The organism is Micromonospora matsumotoense (assembly GCF_050951065.1).
Classification (GTDB): domain Bacteria; phylum Actinomycetota; class Actinomycetes; order Mycobacteriales; family Micromonosporaceae; genus Micromonospora; species Micromonospora matsumotoensis.
In genome coordinates this window covers 1,305,840-1,323,670 of record NZ_CP192025.1, presented here as the reverse complement: position 1 = coordinate 1,323,670, position 17,831 = coordinate 1,305,840, and the positions used below count along the sequence as shown (strand labels likewise).

The window sequence follows — 17,831 nt, the reverse complement described above, 5'->3', positions numbered from 1 at the left end:
CGAGCCGTCATATTCGTCGGAAGCTGTAGAGGCAGGTGTACGTGAGCCCGGACCTGCTCGGCAAGATCGAGAAAGCCGAGCGTACCGCCAGCCTGGACGTCATGAGTCGCTGCGACCAGGCGTTGGAGACGGGCGGAGCGTTGGCCCGCTTACGACGATTCGTGGACCACTACTCGGCAGCGCAGCCACGAACGGATACCTCGGTTGAGATGCCGAAACGGTTCATGGTGGTCATGGAGATCCTGCCTGCCGGGCCTATCGACTCCGACGCCGTTCCCCTCGTGAACAGCGGCGGCCGAACTCGTTTGTACGCACTTCACGGCGGACAGGGCAGATGATCGGAACGGATGCCGTCCCCGGTCCCGTCACTTCGGAGCAGATTCGCGACCTGCAGAAGGCGCTGGGACGGCAGTTGGCCCACTGGCGCAAGGCAGCCGGGATGACCCAGGCCGCCCTCGCCAGGCGGACGGCCTACTCCCGCAGTTCGGTCGCGAACGTGGAGATTGGGCGGAACGCCATCACTCGTGGCTTCTGGGAGCGCGCCGACCGCGAACTCCGAGCGCAAGGATCGCTGGTGGACGCGTTCGACACGCTCCAAGAGCTGATCACCATGCTCCAGAGGCATCGAGCGTGGCTAGCCGAACACGAACGACTGCAACGCCATCAGGCAGCCGTACCCGCGAAGCCACCACCCGGTCTCATGGTCACGACTCCAGCCTGCGCATGCACGGTCGCGATCGCTCGTTGGGGGGAACGGGAAGTCCTTGCGCTGCGGGAGGCACTGCGGCTCAGCCTTGGGGCGTTCGCCGAACGGCTCCGCGTGCCTTCCTCGGTCGTCGCCACCTGGGAGGACCGCAGACAGCTTGAACCTCCGAACCTGATGATGCAGGCAGCCCTCGACGACCTCCTCAAACTCGCCGACCAGGACACCCGGACCCGCTTCGCACGGATTCTCCAGATGCCACCGATGAGGTCCACAGGCCACGCCGGTAGGCCTCAAATCGGTCAACCTGCGACGGCGACCCCGCCTCACCGAAGTGAGGGACCGCAGGCCACGCGGTGAAGGGACAACGATGGGCAGGCCGCAAAGGACCTCCCGCGATCGTGCCAGCCGGTCATGTTCGGGGGCCCTTCCAGACCAACGCCCGCCGCCGCCAGTGGCGCCCCACCGGAAGCCCTCATCAGGTAGATGGGGTCCGGCTGGGGTCAGATCCTCCGAGTAGCCGACCGCGCTCGCCCATTGGCTAGGTTGACTGGACGACGACATCTTGGAGTGCCATTGGACCCGCAAGAGGCTCTGCTGCGTCCTGCCCGGCTTTATGGAGCTGAGGACGTCCGCAGGCGCGAGTGCCCGATACCCGCGGTCCCTGGCGTCTACGGCTGGTACTTTGCCTCGCCGCCGTCCCTGGTCCCCGTCGAGGAGTGCCACACGTGGAACGGGTCGACACTGCTCTACGTCGGCATCTCACCGAAGGCACCACCGAGCAACGGCCGCCCTCCGAGCCGGCAGACGATCCGCAGCCGGATCCGATACCACTACCGCGGCAACGCCGCCGGGTCGACGCTGCGGCTGACCCTCGGCTCACTTCTCGCTGAAGACCTGGGGATCAGTCTGCGGCGGGTCGGGAACGGAAGCCGGCTGACGTTCGGCCGAGACGGAGAACATCAGCTCAGCGCCTGGATGGCCGACAACGCCCGAGTCGTGTGGACCCCGGCAGAGCAGCCATGGGCACTCGAAGAAGAGCTCATCCGAACACACGTACTGCCGCTGAACCTTGACCAGAATCGGGATGGCTCCTTCCACAGCCAGCTTTCCGCACTCCGCGCCGCCCAGCGCGCTCAAGCCCGGCTGTCACCCGTAGAGCGGCAACCCTGATCAACGCCCACTCGCCGGGAACGCCAGCACGGCGCGCCTTGGCCTCTCGTCCGCCGCCTCCCCATGAACACGACCACCATGCCGACCACAGTGCGCCGCTTCGCCAAGGAGGTACGGCGTATCGATGAACTTGAGCCAAGCCAGGGCCGGGCGGCTCATCGCCGCCCGATGCGGTGGCCAACCTCGGGCCGTTCTTCCGATACAAGTTCGAACTCGGCCCAAGCACGGGCGGTCAGCCTGCTCCTATACCGAGAGCAGGGCCTCCTGGTTGGAGAGGATGAACTCTTTCAGCGCATCCGGCTTGAGATCCACCGCAGGCAGCTTGTCGATCGCCACCCGATCGAGCTGGTAGCCGCCACGCGACGGATCAGCGAACTCCTCCCCGGTCCGGGCGTCCTCGTTCAGCTGACGTAGCCGACAGACGAAGAAGTGCTGGACGGAAACGCCCTCACCAGCGGAGGCGGTGAACAGGAACACCTGGACGAACCGGTCCGCCTCGGCACCGAGCTCCTCGTGCAACTCACGGCGAAGCGCCGCCTCCAGGGAGACATCCGTCGACTCCAGACCGCCGCCCGGCGTCGTCCAGTACGGCACCTGACCGGGCTTGATCCGCTTGATCAACACGAGACGGTCGTCCTCATCCAGCAAAACGGCCCGCACCGACCTACGCACGATCTGACGCACGACTCACCCCTGTCCGCACCCAAGATCAATAAAGTCACAAAGGTGCCCGGTTGCGGCTTTAGACGCGCAACGAGGTACCTGGCAAGCCGGACCCGCCGACGCGGACGTGACCGACGCGGCGCGTCAGTTGATCCGTCTCTCCACCGACGCCACCCGTCCAGCGGAAGCCGGAACGGTCCAACGGCTCCCGAGCACCCACCGAGACACCGCGCCACGAACAGAAACGCCAAAAGGCTCCAACCCAGGGTGAAACCCCAGGTCAGAGCCTTTTTTGGTGGTGCGCCGCCAGGGACTCGAACCCCGAACCCGCGGATTAAGAGCCCACGTCCGTCAATGTCGGAGGATGATGGTTGATGTTAGCCAATGCCGCCTGAACAGGCAATAAGCCCGATGACGTGTCGCGCACTGCCGCCCCGTGCCGGACGGTTCCGGGACGTCCGGTCCCCCTACGGTCCCCCATGCAGAACCGGTTGACCAAACGGGTGAAACAAGCATTTCGGACACTCGGTGTGGCGTAGCTAACAGACTCAAGCGGCGTAGGTTTCTTCGATCCACTCGGCTGGCCGATCTGGCTTTGTAGCCAGGTCGGCCAGACGGCTACCTGAGAGCGGTTGCCACCGAGGTGTGAAACCCTGCGTGGCAAGCGGGAAGGAGACCAGGGTGGCCGTGATCGTGGAGCCGGTTGTCTCGGAGGAGAAGCTACGTTCATTGCTGAACGAAGGCGGCGAACAAGAGTGCTTGGATTTCAAGGCGACCTCGGACCTGTCGGTCACCTATGATCTGGTCGCCTTGGTGAAGGATATCGCCGCGATGCTCAGCAACGAGCTTGGTGGTTACATCGTCATCGGCGCCCACGATAATGGCGTCCCGGCACCCGGCCTGACGGCCCGCCACCTGCAGCTGTTCGACGAGTCCCGTGTCCGCGCGAAGATCGTCAAGTACCTGCCGGAGCCGTTCGACTTCAGCGTCGCCCGGCACACCATCGACGGATGCCCGATGGTGCTGCTGTATGTGAGCGCGAGCCCGAAGGGCTTCCACATCTTCAGCCGCAACGGAGAATACGAGCTCGACGACCCGCAGGCGAAAGGTGGTAAACGCAAGGGGTTCGAGTTCCGCCGCGGTGAGGTGTTCGTGCGCCGCGGTACCTCGTCCGTGGTGTGGGAACCCGCCGACCGGGAGCGCCTCATCGGGGCCATCGTTGCCCGGCACAAGGACCAATGGCGCACGGAGTACCGCGACGAGATCACGGCGATGATCAACGTACGGTTTAGCGCCCACAATCTGCAGCAGCTACCCGCCGCCGCGATGACCTGGCGGCTCGACCCCGACGCCTTCGATGAACTGACCCTAGAACTGCTCCGCCGCCAGGACCTCATCCCGCTACGTCGCGCCCTGCTGCAGTCCGTCGCCGACGCTGCGGCCATCCCTGATCTGCCGGACTTCGACACCCTGCTGCATCGGGTGACCAGCGTCGCCGCGCAGGCGCTGACCTACCAGGAGCAGCCTTGGTTCATCGAAGCAGTGCAGGCGCTGACCCAGATCTTCGAACGGCCCGGGCCACCCACCGATCCAGCCTCCACACTGGAACGGCGGCTGCTCGTCGCCGCCCACGGCTACGCGCTCGGCGCCCTGGCCGTGAGGATGAGGAACTGGCCTGCGGTTCGGCACATCTCTGACCGGCAAATCCGAGGCGCGGAGTTCAACTACTACCGCAACTGGTTCCGTCACACCATCGTGAACGCCAGCCGCGCCAGGATGATCGACGACAGGAACCCCGACATCATCGGGCGGGCGCGCAACATCGTCCGCGAGACCGCAGCGCTGCACGCCGACCTGCCCGCCGAGCACGATGAGATTCTCAACAGCCTGTGCCAGTTCGACGCGCTCACCGGCATCGTGTTCCTCGCCGACCCCGCCGGCTCCGGCAGCCCGAGCTACTGGCCCCACTTCGCCCTCTACGACCACCGCCGCACCGAGCCAATCTTCGTCGATCTGTCTACTGACCAGGCCATACGCCAACAGATCGCCGGTCACGACAACGACAGAGTGGTCGCCAGCGCAATGGTCGAGATCGACGGCATGGCCCGACACGCAGGCTTCCGATACGACGGTTGGGAAGGCTTTGCCTACACCAACAACAGGGAGGTACTCGACTTTTTGAGCCGTCATGCGACGAACGCAACGGCGGGCTAGTGCCTCGTCTTTGAACGTTGGTCGGGTAATGCGTCGGTTCTGAGGATGGATCGGGCAGGCTGTCTCCCAGCACTCGTGGTGGGAGGTGGTGGCCGGTGGGCAGAAGGCCGGAAGTGTTCGTCCGGCAGGTGTCGATGGTCGAGGGCCAGCGGTTGCAGCGGATCACCAGGACGGCGAAGGACCCGGTGAAGCTGCGGCGGGCGATCGTGGTGCTGATGTCCGCCCAGGGGCAGCCGGCCCCGGACATCGCTCATCTGCTCACGAGCAGCGAGGATTACGTCCGCGACGTGATCCACGCGTTCAACGAGCGGGGGTTCGACGCCCTGGACCCAAAATGGAGCGGGGGCGCACCGAGACGGATCGATGAGCAGACCCGCGACTGGATCTGCGTCATCGCCCGGTGCGACCCCCGCTTCCTCGGCCAACCGTTCTCCTGCTGGTCGCTTGCCAAACTGCGCGATTACCTCATCGCCGCGGGTTACGTCACGACGATCAGCGTCGAGACCGTGCGTCGTGTCCTGCACGAACGCGGGGTGACGTGGCAGGCCACCAAGACGTGGAAGGCCAGCACCGACCCCGACTTCACCACGAAGATGCGCCAGGTCCTGGACCTCTACGACCACCCACCCGCCGACGGCAGGGTGCTCTGCGTCGACGAGTTCGGGCCGCTGAACCTGCAACCCCGCCCAGGACGGGCCTGGCGACCCGTCGCACACCCGATGCGACTTCGTGCCACTTACACCCGCGACCAGGGCGTACGACACATGATCGCCGCCCTGGACCTGGCCACCGGCCGCCTGCACTACCGCATCCGCGACCGCAAACGGTGGCGCGAGTTCCTGATCTTCCTCAAGACCCTGCGCCGCCGCTGGCCCAACCAACGCCTGCACCTGATCCTGGACAACTTCTCCCCGCACAAGCACCCCGAGGTCCGCACCTGGTGCGCCGCCAACCGCGTCGACCTGGTGTTCCTACCGACCTACGCGTCCTGGCTGAACTGGATCGAGGCCGAGTTCGCCGCCCTGCGCTACTTCGCCCTCAACGGCACCGACCACCGCAGCCACGCCGAACAGGACGCCGCCCTCGGCGACTACATCCGCTGGCGCAACCAACGCGCCAAACCGAAAACGTCATTCGCCACCGGCTCCAAGATCCGCCACCCCGATTACCCGTACAAGGCTGCATGACGAGGCACTAGTACTCTAGCCGTCGAGCCCATGCGTAACCGCCAGGTTAGACCACGGCGAATTCGTGCCAGAAAAACACGCGCTCCTGCCAGTCAACCAGTGCGGGCCAGCCGCTGGCTCTCGCTACGCACCGCCGACGGGTTGCGTCCGCCAGCGGGCACGCAAAGTTCCTCACCCCGCACGTCCTGCGGAAGTCCCGGACCACCTGCAGGTAGTCCGGGACTTCTTGTCGTCAGGCGCCGGGCAGCTGGTCGGGGGTGGTCGGCTCGGAGGTGCGGCGCAGCAGCAGCTGCCACCCGGCCTCGCGACGATCATGCAGTTTGGCGATGGCGCGCATCAGGGACTCAGCGTCCTTCCTGCTGTACCCGTGGAGGTCAGTGACCGAGTCGCCGACCTCCACCCGAACCCGCCTGCCCACGTGCCGGCCGATGAACGCACCCACGGCCCCGCCCATCTCTGCCCAGACCTCCGGGGTGCTCACCGCGACGGAGATCAGTTCCATCGCGGCGCTGCCGGCAGAGAATTCCGACGCCATGCTGTTGTCGACGTCGGCCTCTGTGAGCAGACCCTGCAACTGTTCTCGGTAACCAGGAGTGATGCGGATCTTCGCGTACCCGGTACCCGCCCACGGCTCGATCCGGACCACGACGTCGGCATCCCGTTGGACAGTTGTCATGCTCTCTAATGTGGCAGGCCGGTGCGACAACCTCCCGCACGCACGGCTACCTGCCCAGCGACGGCCGCTGGTCGATCTCCAGGCCTCGATGAGAGTCGCCTACGCGGCTTACCTACCGTGGCAGCGACACTGCCCGGCGCACGTAGCCACTGGACCGTGGCACCTCCTCGCGGCAACGCTGGTCGTGTCCCCGTGTGCCAAGCAGGGCTCACTCTTCGACGCCCTGGAGCTGTCGTGACCGTCTGAGTGAAGACCGGCGAGTTGTGGTCCAAAGGCCGCGACTGGGACTGGGCCGCGCCAGGCGTGCGAGAGCCACTACCGCCGCCTGCTGCTGGGGCGCCTGAGCCCTGCCGCCTCGACGGACACGGGCTGCCGCAATCTGAGCGGCCTGGCCCCGTTCTCCCTCCGGCTGGTCGGGTACGCGATTAGATCCCGCCTGCCAGCCCGCCTTACCCCTTCTCGAGAAACCGGAGGCGGTCTCACCCGTCCTTCTCACCGCTCGGGTCGTGGCGCGATGTCTACTCCCGCTGGTGCCAGCGTTGGCCGAACGCGGCCAGTCCCAGCCAGGGCAGGTCACGCCGGCCTGGGCTTACGCCGATCCCCTCGGCCTGTTCAACGCAGGCGGCTACCAGGCTCGGCCGGTCGAGGGAGCCTGCAACGAAATTGCTCGATGTCGTGATGTCGTCCAACTGACTACTACTCGGCCGCGTCTAGGGGCAGTGTGATCCGCAGACTGGTACCAGAGAGTTCGGCCTCGAAGGCCAACCCGGTGTCGAGGATCGCTTGGATATCCGTGTGGTCGGCGGCAGATACGTGAGCGACAGCCTGGGTGTCGGACCAGACCGCAATACGGGCTGGCTCGGGGTCGCCCTCGACCGGCCGGATCGAAAGATCCTGGCGTTCGTTGGGGTCTTGAACATCGAGTACGTCTAGGGTGACCGAGCCCGTTTCCAGGAGAGCCTTGAGCAGGCTGCGGCTGCGTAGCCGGGTGTAGTCGAGCAGGTCTAGGACCTCAGATGCGGAGGCGTCGTAGCGGTCACGCCATTCGGTGATGCCCATCCCCGCCAGCCATGCGCGAAGGTCGTCGTGGGTGGCCTGTAGATCGCGCGGCCGGTCCCGGGAGATCGCGTGGGCCAGCCTGCGTGACCTGATTCCCGAGGTCATCAGCCGCAGCGCGTGCGGAGAGTCGACACCGTACCGGATATATCCGGCGAGTTCGGGGCACAGCCGTGCCTCGGAACCCGCGTCCAGCAGGTGCGCATTGACGATGTCGACCACCGCGCCGACCGTCCAGGCGAGGAAGTGCTCGAACTGCTCGGAGGCTGCCCCGACCATTTGCTCGATGCGGAATGCAGGGTCCGTGACCGGGGCGAGGTGCGTGTTCGCGAGTTCGGGCAGCGTCTGGCCGGAGACCCAGTCGGCGAGAAGATCTACCGGGCGTACCGTGATTTCGGCCCCGCGCGGGCTGATTTTGAACTGCCAGTCGGGAGCCTCGGCGAGGTCGAGCAGCTCGGTGAACAAGGTGGGCAGCTGGCGGATGGCCGAGACCGGGGTGAGCAGGTCCGGCAGGGTTCCAGCTGCCTCGGCACGCTCGATCGCGGAGGCGATCCTGGTGGCCAGGGCATCAATCGTCCGTGCTGATCCGATCGAAGTCCCGGTTCGAGCCCATCGGCGTCGGCTTTGCGGATCGCTGGCCACGTAGCGTCGGCGGATGGTGTCGGCGATTTGGGCGCACGCCCGTCGGGCCTCGGGCGATTGCCTCGCGGCGAGGGTCGCGCCGACAATGCTGGAGAGATCGACGTCGGCAGGATCGATCCCGCGTCCCTCCTCGATGGACAGGGCGAGCCACACGAAACTGATGAAGTCGCCGGCCTGGTCGAACGTGGTGAAGATGGCGTCCTCGGTGGCGCGTAGCTCGTCCTCCAGGCTTGCGAACGCACCCAGCGCCTCATCGGTGATCAGCGACGACGTGACGGCCAGCGACTCGGCACTCGGGTTGAGGTCGTGGAAGTCCTGCTCGGTCGGCTCGGCGGCGCGGACCAGGACGATCCACCCCTCGGTTTCCTTACCCGCTCGGCCTGCCCGTCCCATCGCGTTGACCAGGCGCGCACCGCTTAGCCGGCTCTCCTCGGACTGGTCCGGGAACGGCTGATCATAGATGATCACGGTTCGCACGGGCAGATTTACCCCGTCGGTCAGCGTGGAGGTGCAGGTCAGGTAAGGCAGAGTGTCATCGCGGACCGCGCCTTCGAGTGCCTCCAGCACCTCGACGGGGAGACCGGCGTGATGGAAACCAACGCCACGTTTCAGGACGCCGACCAGCGGATGGTCGTCGCCAAGTTGCTGGCGCACGAAGTCCACTAGCGCGGCCAGGCCGGGTTGTTCTTCGCAGAATTCGGCGATGCCTCCGGCGAGTTGCTGGGCCTGCTTGCGGGTCGTGGCGACGACCAGCACCGATCCGGCATGGCCGAGTAGAGTGATCGTCTCGCTGGCGATCATGTATTTCTTCGTGGTCCGGCCGCTGTCGATGATCTTCTCGCGGGAGAGGCGTCTTTCCGACTTTTGGACGAGGACCCATTCGACGTCAGGTGTGACGGTCAATCCGGCAGTGCGGTTCTCGGCCAGCCTGAGCCGGAAGTGGCCGGTCAGCGGGGTGGTATGGCGAAATCGCCACTTGCTGCCCGCCCCTCCCTCGACTCGGGTGTCATTCCAATTGGCCGTGGTGGTGAATGCGGCGTGCAGCCGCCGTGGGCCGCGCCACTGGGACTCGAAGCGTAGGCATCTTCCGGCTGGGTCGAGCCACTGGGCGATCTCCCCGGCGTTACCCATCGCTGCGGAGATCAGGATGATCTTGTGGTCGGTTTGCGCCGTGAGGTAGTCCAGCAGTGCGATCACCGCTTCGAGCGTGAAGCCCCGGCCGGTCTCCTTGAGCAGTTGCGCCTCGTCGAAGATGAACAGCCCGAACCGGTCGAGGACGGCGGCGACGTCATGACGGAGCAGGTGCGCGAGGCGTTCCGGCGTCATGACCTCCACGTCGGCCGGGTCATCGTCTCGGACGGCGTCGAACAATCCCCACAGGCTCGAGAAGTCGGCCTGCTCCGCGCCGGTCTCCTTCTGAAGCACTCGTATGCGGCTGGACATGGCCCGCCGCACCTCGCGGCCGAGGCTACGGGTCGGCACGACGTAGCAGACGCTCCGGTCGGTCCGGTCGATATGCTCGACCGACAGCAGCTGCCCGACCAAGGTCTTTCCGCCGCTGGTAGGCACGGCCAGAACCATCCGGCGTACGTCGGGGTCGAACGGCGACCTCGTCTTAGTAAGCAGCGCACGCTGCGGCTCCCACAGCGTCATCACCGGCGGACTACCCATCGTGAACGACTGCCTGACCAGTGCCGACACGTCCGGCGGAAGGACGTTGGGGTTCCAAAGCGAGCCGGCTTGGACCTCGCCGGAGAGCCCCAACAGATGGCTCGCTACCCACCGCGCGTGCAGGTCTTCGGGGCCGGCCTCGCCGACTGCAGCCATCCGAAGCCGCTCGACGCCGGTTTCAAGCCGGTCGGACCGGCCGGTGGCGAGGTACATGAGGAGGTCTTCAGCGCCGAGCACCACCATCTGGCTGGGGCCGAGGGCAGTGGTCCTCAGATCGTCGGTGCCGGCATCGCGCGCGACCGTGTTGAGCTGACGGCGCCAAGTGCCGAACCAGCGGAACAAAGTCCTGGTCTCGAAGCCGAGGAACGCTAGACCGGCCTCGAGGGACAGCGTCGCGAAGTGGTCGGTGACCGGGCCGGTGACGTCTATGTCGTCGCGGAGCCGGTTCATGATCGCGGTGGCATTCGGATCGCGACCGCCGCGGCGGTACCCGATGGCGGCGGCGAACCCGAACGAAAGCCGCTCGGCGCGGCCCCAGCCTTCCTGGTTCAGTGCAAGGTCGAAGATGTGGGCGCTGACCAGGAACGCTTGCCGCTGGCGTGGGAGGCTGTACCGCTGCCGGGCTTCATGAATAGACGCGACGGCGTGTAGGTACCACGCGGAGTCGAGTAGTTCCTGGGCGATCTGAAGGTCGCGCAGGAACAGGTGAACTTCGACATCGGCTATGAGCTGCTGAAGCTCCTCCGCGCTCGGCAGGTTAGTCCTCCCCGCCAGCGCGTCGTGCAACAGCGCCAGGTCTAGAGACCGCTCCACACGATCTCCTTCACACGTTCGGCGAATGCCGCGAATTCAGGGATCGCTACGACCAGACACTCGGTCTGCCCTGGCGCTGTGAACTCCGGAAACGCGGTCCGGATCGAAGCGAACGCCCGCGGTGGCTTCGGCTCATGCTTCACTGATGTACCGACCGAAACCCCTACTCCCGCGCGTTCGCTGCGGTCGAACCACAGCTCGACCATGTTCGCGTACAGGTCCGCGATCGCCCCGGTGGCCTCCAGCGTCTCGGGCCCGACGATTTTCGCCAGGTACTCTGAGCCGCGCTCGCTGAGCTGTTTACTGGCTCGGTTGATCGTCGCCGACACCTTGTTCTGCGCTTCGTGTTTCTTGATCTCCCACAGGCGAAACACCAGAACGTCGTCCGGGTTCTTGTAGATGATCAGTCCATCTCCGCCTGGTTCTAGGGGATCGACCTTGACAGGGTGCGCCTTGACGAGCTGACGGCCATCGCGACACGTGGACCGCTCCCGCATGACCCGGCTCCACAGCAACTCGGCGATGTGCCCCTGTACGTGGTCGACATCGGCAGGTTTGCCCGGTGTACCGAACGCGATGCCAACGAAGGTCGCAACGATCTGCTGCCGGCTCCCACCGTGCGGAGCCCCGCCGTCACGGCGGTCACGCCACCAGTCGAGTACCGGAGCGGTACCGCATGCGATGGCAACCGCGTCATCGGCGAGCAACTGAGCTGCGGCCTCGCGGTCAGCACCGGTGAGGGCTCTGCCGCCGATCGTGTAATCCACTGCGGAGCCTGGAGGGCACTGAACCAGGCCGAGCAATGGAGTCAGAACAGCCAGCGTCGTCACAGTTGCCCGCAGCCGAACTCCACGCTGAACATCACGCGGTCATTGTCGGTCATCGCGGGCCTACAGCGCCAAGCCGTTCCCGGGCCTGTTCGCCGCGATGGAGGTGCCGCTGTGACCGGGCAGGCCAGCGTCGAGGCACGCCCGCTTCGGACGGACGCAGACCTGGTGCGCTCGTTGGAGTCCGGCCCATTGCTTTCTGGGGGGACACGGCGCGGGCGCGCGGGTCTCGCGCGGAGCCGTTATAACGGAAGCGTTGCCGGTGCCGGCCTTGCTCAGACTCGGCCTACTCCGCAGTGTCGACTCCAACGGCGGCCTCGTCGCGGGGCTTGCGGAGCAGGCGCCGGACGGTCTGCACGCTGACGTCGGTGCCGAGCCGGGCGCTCAGCGCCTCGGCGAGTTCGCGAACGGTGGGCAGTCCAACTGGCCCCCAGCAAGGGCAGGTTTGGTGGGTTCCCACGGGCCCGTAACGGAACAACCGCAGGCGAAGGCGTTCCAGACGATGCCGACCTCCTCCAGGAACGTCCGGTCGACCCGCTGATCTGTTTCTCCAGGCGTCGGGCCTGGGCCTTCAGAGCAGACATAGTGGCCCACTCATGGCGTCGCCCGCTCAAGCTGCCGAGGGTGGTGTCAGTCGTGGAACCCATGCCGCTTGCCGTCTCATCGGGGTGCCGCTCATCCCGACACCACCTTCCTGGGGAATCGTGGACCTTGGCACCAGGCCACCTGCTTGTGGCTTCGCCGCTCTGGGCGGGTCCGCAGCCTGGCTGGTCATGGGTGTCGCTCAGGTGAACGTGATCGTGCCGGCTGTGTAGATGCTGGCCACGGTGCCGAGCCCGGCGGTGCAGAGCAGTACGTCGGTGGCCGGGCCGGTCTGATTGCTGAGCACGCTGTCGCCTGCGAACAGGCCACCGGTGACGGTTCCGGTCAGGATCAAGGTGTAGACCGCGCCGACGATGGTGGTGTTGAAGTTCAGGGCCAGGGTGCTGGTCTGCCCGGTGTTCCAGGTGATCGTCGAGGTCGACGTGCCAGAGCCGGCGAGAGTCAGGCAGCTGCGGTTCGGGTCGTGAAAGGTGCCGAAAAAGGTCCCCGAGATGATCGCCGGGACGGCCAGGGATGTGTGCACGGGCCGAACAGGTTGGTCGAGGTGACATCGACCGCCTGCGGCATCAGGCCTTTAGCGCCGTCGCGGTCCTGCCAGGAAACGGCCAAGACCCAGACGGTGACCAGCAGCCCGAGGCTGTCGGTGACGATGAACCGCTTCCGGCCGTTGACCTTCCGGCGTCGCAGTCGCGACTCCGTTCGGGGATCCTGCTGGAAATTACTGGAATCTAGTGGAGGGTGTGGTAGCTTCTCCCGCATGGCGGAGGCGATGGATGAACTCGAAGACCTGATCTCAGGGCTGCGAGCGCAGATCCGCCGTGCGCTGTCCAGCGGCCAGCGCGCCGAAGTTCCTGGGCTTCGGGCTGAGCTCCGCGCGGCTGAGCAGCGATGGGACACGGGCCTGCTGGACATCGAGGGGTCGGATACGGGACGGTCCCCGCTGGCCCCGTTGCCTTCCGGGGCGTCGCTGTTGCCGATGCGGGAGCAGGTTCATCAAGTGCTGACGCTGTTGGGGGTGCCGGCTGCGCCGAAGCTGATCGTGGCGGTGCATGACGCGTTCTACGCCGGTGAGCTGGTCAGCGCGAAACTGACCAGCCTGCGGCGAGACGAGGAGCGGTCGTTTCGGTCGGCGCCCTTTGCTCGCCCGTACTACTTGTGCAGTGCGCTCGCGGTGGACCAGTGGGTAAGCGTGCGGGGGTTGTTGGCCGTCTCCACGTGGTCTCTGGACCGGCGGATGATCGGTCCGCTGTCCCCGCGTGTCGATTTCCTTTCAGGGGCGATCAGGCTTGCCGAGCACGTCGAGCGGACCGGTGATCCCGGGCCGCAGACGAGCAACCTTCTGTGGCGGTTTGCGACCAACATTCCCGGCGCGGCAGAATCGTTCGGCTCGGCCAGGCCTGCGGCGATCATCGCGGCTGCGCGAGCCGAGCTGGCGGTCCATGACGACTCTGATCGGGCACAACGCAAGGCTGCTGCCGAAGCGGCACGACGTCGACTCGATGACGTCCAGCAGCTGTTCGGTGCTCAACCGCTCAGGGTCGTCCGGAGCGCTGACTAAGAACTTCCCCGATATCGGCGGCCCGGTACCGCGAAGACCGGACCCGTCATTCCAGAGGATACAATGACCGTCATCGACGACCGCCTCAACGCCATCCGTGGTGCGGCACCGCGAAAGCCGCACAACGCACGAACTCTCGCTGCTCTTGCCGCTAACCCCGGCTGCCGCCGTCGCACGCTCATGGATGCCGCCGGCGTGAATAAGGTACTGATCGCTGATCGTCTCGGCCACGGCATGACTGTCGGCCAGATGTCCAGTATGGCGCTGGCCCGCGGCAAGAGCTTCGAAGCGCAAGTCAAGGCCGAGGGCGGTAACGACCTTCTGCGGCTGCTGCGGGGGCACCTCGATCTGCCAACTGCGCAGGCGCATTATCACGACCTCAACCCGGCCGACGACGACGACCGCATCAGCGCTCGGCTTAGGCGGTCACAGAGCGCCCTGGAGGAAGCGGCGCGAGCATCGGACCCAGTGGGGACGATGTTCGATCACCCGATTTTGCAACTCACCATGAACGGCGTCCGGGTCCACATCGAGCCTGACCTGATCGCCTTCAAGTTCGGCGACCGCTTCCATGTCGTCGAGATCAAGTCGTTCCCCATCGTGGACGGCACGGCAGACTCGGGCAAGGTCGCCGCCGCCGCGCAGCAAGCGGCGGTCTACGTACTGGCGATGCGCGAGATGCTGCAAACCGCCGGGCTTTCACCGGAGCTGGTCTCCCATAAAGTGATATTGGTGTGTCCCAGGGACTTCACGAACCAGCCAGTGGCCGAGTTGGTCGACGTGCGCAAGCCGCTGGCGTCCCTGCGGCGTCACCTCACCCGCATGGAGTCGATCGAAGCCCTATTGTCGCTCCTTCCTCCTGGCTTGACCTTCGACCTTGTTCTTGACGAGACGGGGCAGGCGACCCGGAGCCCGGACGATCTTGCCGCCTCCGTCGCGCAGGTCTCGGCCCGCTATTCACCGGATTGCCTTCAGAGTTGCGAGCTGGCGGGGGTGTGCCGGGCGGAAGCGGACGGCACCGTGCCGGTGCTGGGTCGGGTGGTTCGCGAGGAGTTGGGCGGCATCGATTCCATCGCGGAAGCGATCGAGCTGGCGACCGGCGGCCGGGTGCCTGACGACAGCCAACGTCAGGCCGCTCGTCTGCTCCGTAGCGCTTACCAGATGCGCCAGCAGGCTCTGGAGGCTTTGCGGTGACCGTGATGAGTTCGCTGGCCCGGGTGCTCGCCGCCGGCTCGCAGACGCCCCAGCGTGTCACCCTGTATCGCCACCTGCACATATCTGAGCGGCCGATCGTCCTGGTGCCGATCATCCTGGCCGGCGAGACGAACGCTCCGCTCGCGGTGATGGTGGGCTCTGACCCCGGGCGGCCGGAGGTCATCGTTACGCGTCAGCCGCGCGAGCGAGCCGAACGGCTTCGCTTCGCGGAACGTCTCGCCGGCCATCTACTGTTCCCGATCGCGTCGATGGCGGCGACCACACAGCGGGTCGAGACCCGCAGATCGGAACTGTCTTTACGGGCAACCCAGGCGCCTCAGGTGTGGGTGCCTAACCCGGCTGGCATCGATTACGTCCGGTTGCTGGGGCGCATGACGCGGTTCCGCTCCAGTGAAGGCCCCTGGGCCGTTGCCCCGTCCGTGCGGCAATTGGGTATCTGGCTCACCTGGCTGGCGGAGCAGGCCGAGTTCGCCGACTCCAGCGTCCTGGTGCCGGCTACCCGAGCGTTGAGCGCGGTGTGGGCGACCGGGCAGAGCGACGTCGAGGACGGCAATCTCGCCGCGCTGATGGCCTGGCTGACGCCGCCGCCGGGCATGTCCGTCATCGATGCGGCGCGCCGGGCCGAAGATCCAGCCGTGTGCCCGCCTGCCGGCCCGGCGACTGATCCCACCTTCGATCGGCTGTTCCTGCAGCCCACCCTGCGCGATCTCGCCTCAGCGGCGACTGAACCGGCCAGGCGGCAGGTCCTCAACCGGATGACCGGCATGCTCGTGGAACAGATGCGGCCCACCTGGGATCTGGTGTGGCGAGCCATCGACCTGCTGCGGGCGGAGCCGCCGGCAGCGCGGGTGGCCCGCCGATGGGAGCGGCAGCGTGATCGCTTCACCGCGTTTCATCACTACGTCACGAACGGCGGGTATCCCCAGGCCAAGCGCGACAACGCGGTACGCGGCGCACAACGCCTTGCCGAGATGGAGCAGCGGTTGGCCAGCTTCGACGCCGAGCGCGCCTACGACGACCCGCTGGTCCTCGCCGACTACCGGCTCGCTGGCGAGGCGTTCGCCGGCGAGGTCGTCGCAAGCGATCCCGATCGTCGGGTACCCGGCGCGCAACGATCCGTGACGCGGCCCCTGGTCACCGTCACCACCACGGACCCGGTACGTCTCGACAAGGGACAGCAGGTGCACGACCCGAGCCGCAACGGGCAGCGGGCGCTCATCACCAGACTCGACGAGACCACCGACGGTTGGATGATCGAACTCGAACTGCAGGACAAGATGGGTCGCGGCCGGGTACCGGAACCAGGATCCGTCCCGGCCGTCGGGGACGACGTGGTCTACACCGCGCTCGCCGATGCGTTCGTGCGTCGCGGCCGGGCCTGGCCCGCGCGGGAGAATATTCCGTGGACCCACGGCGGTCCACCGCCGGAAGCTGTTCCCGTTCCCGAGGACGCGGCGGAGGACTGGTCATGACGACACCGCAGCAGCTCGCCGAGGCCCGCACCGCCGAGATCATCGCAGCTTTTACCGGCACCCAGCGATCGGGCGTGGTCGTCGATTCGCCGCCCGGGGCGGGTAAGTCCACGCTCGTCGTTCGGACGGCCGCGGAGATCGCCGAAGCCGGTGAGCCGATCATGGTCGTTGCCCAGACCAACGCGCAGGTGGACGACCTCACCGCAAAGATCGCCGCGCGGCTGCCGCACCTTCTGATCGGCCGCCTCACCCGCGAGGACTACCGTCCGCCCGGCTCAGTCCAGCTACCGAACGTGCAGATCGGCAATCGCCTGGACGCCCTCGCGGACTGTCGCGTCGTGGTCGGAACGGCGGCGAAGTGGAGCCGGGTCGAAACGGCCGGAAAGCTGCCGTGGGCGATCGTCGACGAGGCGTACCAGATGCGTTCCGACATGCTGCTGCTCATCGCCGCGCTGTTCCAGCGGATGCTGTTCGTCGGCGATCCCGGGCAGTTGGACCCGTTCTCCCCGGTCGACGGCGAGCGGTGGGCCGGTCTGCCGTGGGATCCGATGCAGAGCGCGGTCGCCGTGCTGCTGCGGAACAACCCGGAGATCACGCCGCACCATCTGCCGCTGTCGTGGCGGCTGCCGCCGAGCGCGGCGGGGGTCGTCCAGGAGGCGTTCTACCCGTTCACCCCCTTCCAGTCCGGCACCGGCTCCGCAGACCGTAACGCCGTGATGCGCGTGCCGGGCCTGCGGCCGACTCCGGTCGACGAGGTAATCGCAATGGCGGCCGAGACCGGCTGGGGCTTCTACGAGTTACCGCACCGCAACACGCTGCGCACCGACGAGGAGGCGGTCGCCGCGACGGCAGACATCGCCGCGCGCCTACTGCAACGTGGTATGGAAACCTACTGCGAACACGCCCGCGAGGGGCGGCCATTGACCGCCGACCGGATCGCCGTCGGCGCGGCGCACCGCGACCAGGTCGCCGCGCTCGGCCGGGAACTACGCGCCCGCGGTGCCACCGGCATCCGCGTGGACACCGCCAACCGGCTGCAGGGCGCTGAGTTTGACATCACCGTCATCCTGCACCCGCTGTCCGGTCGCATCGACGCTACCGCATTCCACCTTGAGTCCGGTCGCCTGTGCGTCCTGGCCTCTCGGCATCGGCATGCCTGCATCGTCGTGGGCCGCCAAGGCATCCCGGAACTCCTGGACGCGCACCCGTCGACCGAACCGATGCACCTCAAAGCCTTCATCAAGTTCCCCGACGGCTGGGAAGCCAACCAAGCCGTCCTCGCCCACCTCGCCGGCCACCGGGTCCGCGGCCTCGGCTAAACGCCCGATCCCCCTTCGACGTCAGCGCACGTCCCCTTC

Annotated in this window: 14 protein-coding genes and 1 pseudogene; 9 read left to right on the top strand and 6 right to left on the bottom strand. The window is 66.5% G+C overall.

Translation table 11 applies throughout. From position 1 onward, the window contains the following. Window positions 1-41: 41 nt before the first annotated feature. The 3 genes from ACQP1S_RS06160 to ACQP1S_RS06150 all read left to right on the top strand — a co-directional run bounded on the left by ACQP1S_RS06160 (window position 42) and on the right by ACQP1S_RS06150 (window position 1,876). Window positions 42-338, top strand: coding sequence for a hypothetical protein (locus ACQP1S_RS06160; protein ID WP_432903974.1), 297 nt, complete (start codon window positions 42-44; stop codon window positions 336-338). After that, window positions 335-1,063, top strand: coding sequence for a helix-turn-helix domain-containing protein (locus tag ACQP1S_RS06155; RefSeq protein WP_432903971.1), 729 nt, complete (start codon window positions 335-337; stop codon window positions 1,061-1,063). The genes ACQP1S_RS06160 and ACQP1S_RS06155 overlap by 4 nt, the downstream gene beginning before the upstream one ends. Window positions 1,064-1,189: 126 nt before the next feature. Beyond that, window positions 1,190-1,876: a GIY-YIG nuclease family protein gene (locus ACQP1S_RS06150; protein ID WP_432903968.1), complete on the top strand. Its 687-nt coding sequence runs from the start codon at window positions 1,190-1,192 to the stop codon at window positions 1,874-1,876. Window positions 1,877-2,119: 243 nt separating this feature from the next. Here ACQP1S_RS06150 and ACQP1S_RS06145 read toward each other — a convergent pair whose 3' ends face one another. After that, window positions 2,120-2,560: an NUDIX hydrolase gene (locus ACQP1S_RS06145; RefSeq protein ID WP_432903965.1), complete on the bottom strand. Its 441-nt coding sequence runs from the start codon at window positions 2,558-2,560 to the stop codon at window positions 2,120-2,122. Between the two features lie 660 nt (window positions 2,561-3,220). Between ACQP1S_RS06145 and ACQP1S_RS06140 the strand changes: the two genes are divergently transcribed. Both ACQP1S_RS06140 and ACQP1S_RS06135 read left to right on the top strand, forming a co-directional pair. After that, window positions 3,221-4,753, top strand: a complete 1,533-nt coding sequence (locus tag ACQP1S_RS06140; RefSeq protein ID WP_432903962.1) for an AlbA family DNA-binding domain-containing protein — start codon at window positions 3,221-3,223, stop codon at window positions 4,751-4,753. Window positions 4,754-4,848: 95 nt separating this feature from the next. Beyond that, window positions 4,849-5,940 carry an IS630 family transposase gene (locus tag ACQP1S_RS06135; protein ID WP_432903959.1) on the top strand — a complete coding sequence of 364 codons (1,092 nt, stop codon included), beginning with the start codon at window positions 4,849-4,851 and terminating at the stop codon, window positions 5,938-5,940. 232 nt (window positions 5,941-6,172) lie between these two features. Here the strand turns inward: ACQP1S_RS06135 and ACQP1S_RS06130 are convergent, their stop codons facing one another. The 5 genes and pseudogenes from ACQP1S_RS06130 to ACQP1S_RS06110 all read right to left on the bottom strand — a co-directional run. Further along, on the bottom strand, window positions 6,173-6,586 hold the full coding sequence (locus ACQP1S_RS06130) for a hypothetical protein (RefSeq protein WP_432903956.1): 414 nt from the start codon (window positions 6,584-6,586) through the stop codon (window positions 6,173-6,175). A gap of 726 nt (window positions 6,587-7,312) precedes the next feature. After that, window positions 7,313-10,798 carry a DEAD/DEAH box helicase gene (locus ACQP1S_RS06125; RefSeq protein ID WP_432903953.1) on the bottom strand — a complete coding sequence of 1,162 codons (3,486 nt, stop codon included), beginning with the start codon at window positions 10,796-10,798 and terminating at the stop codon, window positions 7,313-7,315. Next, window positions 10,783-11,565, bottom strand: a complete 783-nt coding sequence (locus ACQP1S_RS06120; RefSeq protein WP_432903951.1) for a hypothetical protein — start codon at window positions 11,563-11,565, stop codon at window positions 10,783-10,785. The genes ACQP1S_RS06125 and ACQP1S_RS06120 overlap by 16 nt, the downstream gene beginning before the upstream one ends. Window positions 11,566-12,409: 844 nt before the next feature. Continuing rightward, on the bottom strand, window positions 12,410-12,751 hold the full coding sequence (locus ACQP1S_RS06115; RefSeq protein WP_432903948.1) for a hypothetical protein: 342 nt from the start codon (window positions 12,749-12,751) through the stop codon (window positions 12,410-12,412). A 41-nt stretch (window positions 12,752-12,792) separates the two neighbouring features. Beyond that, window positions 12,793-12,906, bottom strand: a pseudogene (locus tag ACQP1S_RS06110) (IS5-like element ISFal3A family transposase); the annotation flags it as partial. A 79-nt stretch (window positions 12,907-12,985) separates the two neighbouring features. Between ACQP1S_RS06110 and ACQP1S_RS06105 the strand changes: the two are divergent. The 4 genes from ACQP1S_RS06105 (at window position 12,986) to ACQP1S_RS06090 (ending at window position 17,792) form a co-directional block, all read left to right on the top strand. Then, a complete protein-coding gene (locus ACQP1S_RS06105; RefSeq protein ID WP_432903946.1) occupies window positions 12,986-13,786 on the top strand; it encodes a hypothetical protein in 801 nt (266 codons plus the stop codon). 63 nt (window positions 13,787-13,849) lie between these two features. Further along, on the top strand, window positions 13,850-14,980 hold the full coding sequence (locus tag ACQP1S_RS06100) for a hypothetical protein (protein ID WP_432903943.1): 1,131 nt from the start codon (window positions 13,850-13,852) through the stop codon (window positions 14,978-14,980). Window positions 14,981-14,985: 5 nt separating this feature from the next. Continuing rightward, complete coding sequence (locus ACQP1S_RS06095; protein ID WP_432907829.1) at window positions 14,986-16,473, top strand: hypothetical protein; 1,488 nt, start codon at window positions 14,986-14,988, stop codon at window positions 16,471-16,473. Further along, window positions 16,470-17,792 carry an AAA family ATPase gene (locus ACQP1S_RS06090; protein WP_432903940.1) on the top strand — a complete coding sequence of 441 codons (1,323 nt, stop codon included), beginning with the start codon at window positions 16,470-16,472 and terminating at the stop codon, window positions 17,790-17,792. Before ACQP1S_RS06095 ends, ACQP1S_RS06090 begins: the two co-directional genes overlap by 4 nt. The last annotated feature ends 39 nt before the right edge of the window (window positions 17,793-17,831 follow it).

Coding starts and splice junctions, on each gene's coding strand:
- ACQP1S_RS06155 (WP_432903971.1), top strand. CDS start 335: ATGATCGGAACGGATGCCGTCCCCGGTCCCGTCACTTCGGAGCAGATT.
- ACQP1S_RS06100 (WP_432903943.1), top strand. CDS start 13,850: ATGACCGTCATCGACGACCGCCTCAACGCCATCCGTGGTGCGGCACCG.
- ACQP1S_RS06150 (WP_432903968.1), top strand. CDS start 1,190: ATGGGGTCCGGCTGGGGTCAGATCCTCCGAGTAGCCGACCGCGCTCGC.
- ACQP1S_RS06095 (WP_432907829.1), top strand. CDS start 14,986: ATGAGTTCGCTGGCCCGGGTGCTCGCCGCCGGCTCGCAGACGCCCCAG.
- ACQP1S_RS06090 (WP_432903940.1), top strand. CDS start 16,470: ATGACGACACCGCAGCAGCTCGCCGAGGCCCGCACCGCCGAGATCATC.
- ACQP1S_RS06105 (WP_432903946.1), top strand. CDS start 12,986: ATGGCGGAGGCGATGGATGAACTCGAAGACCTGATCTCAGGGCTGCGA.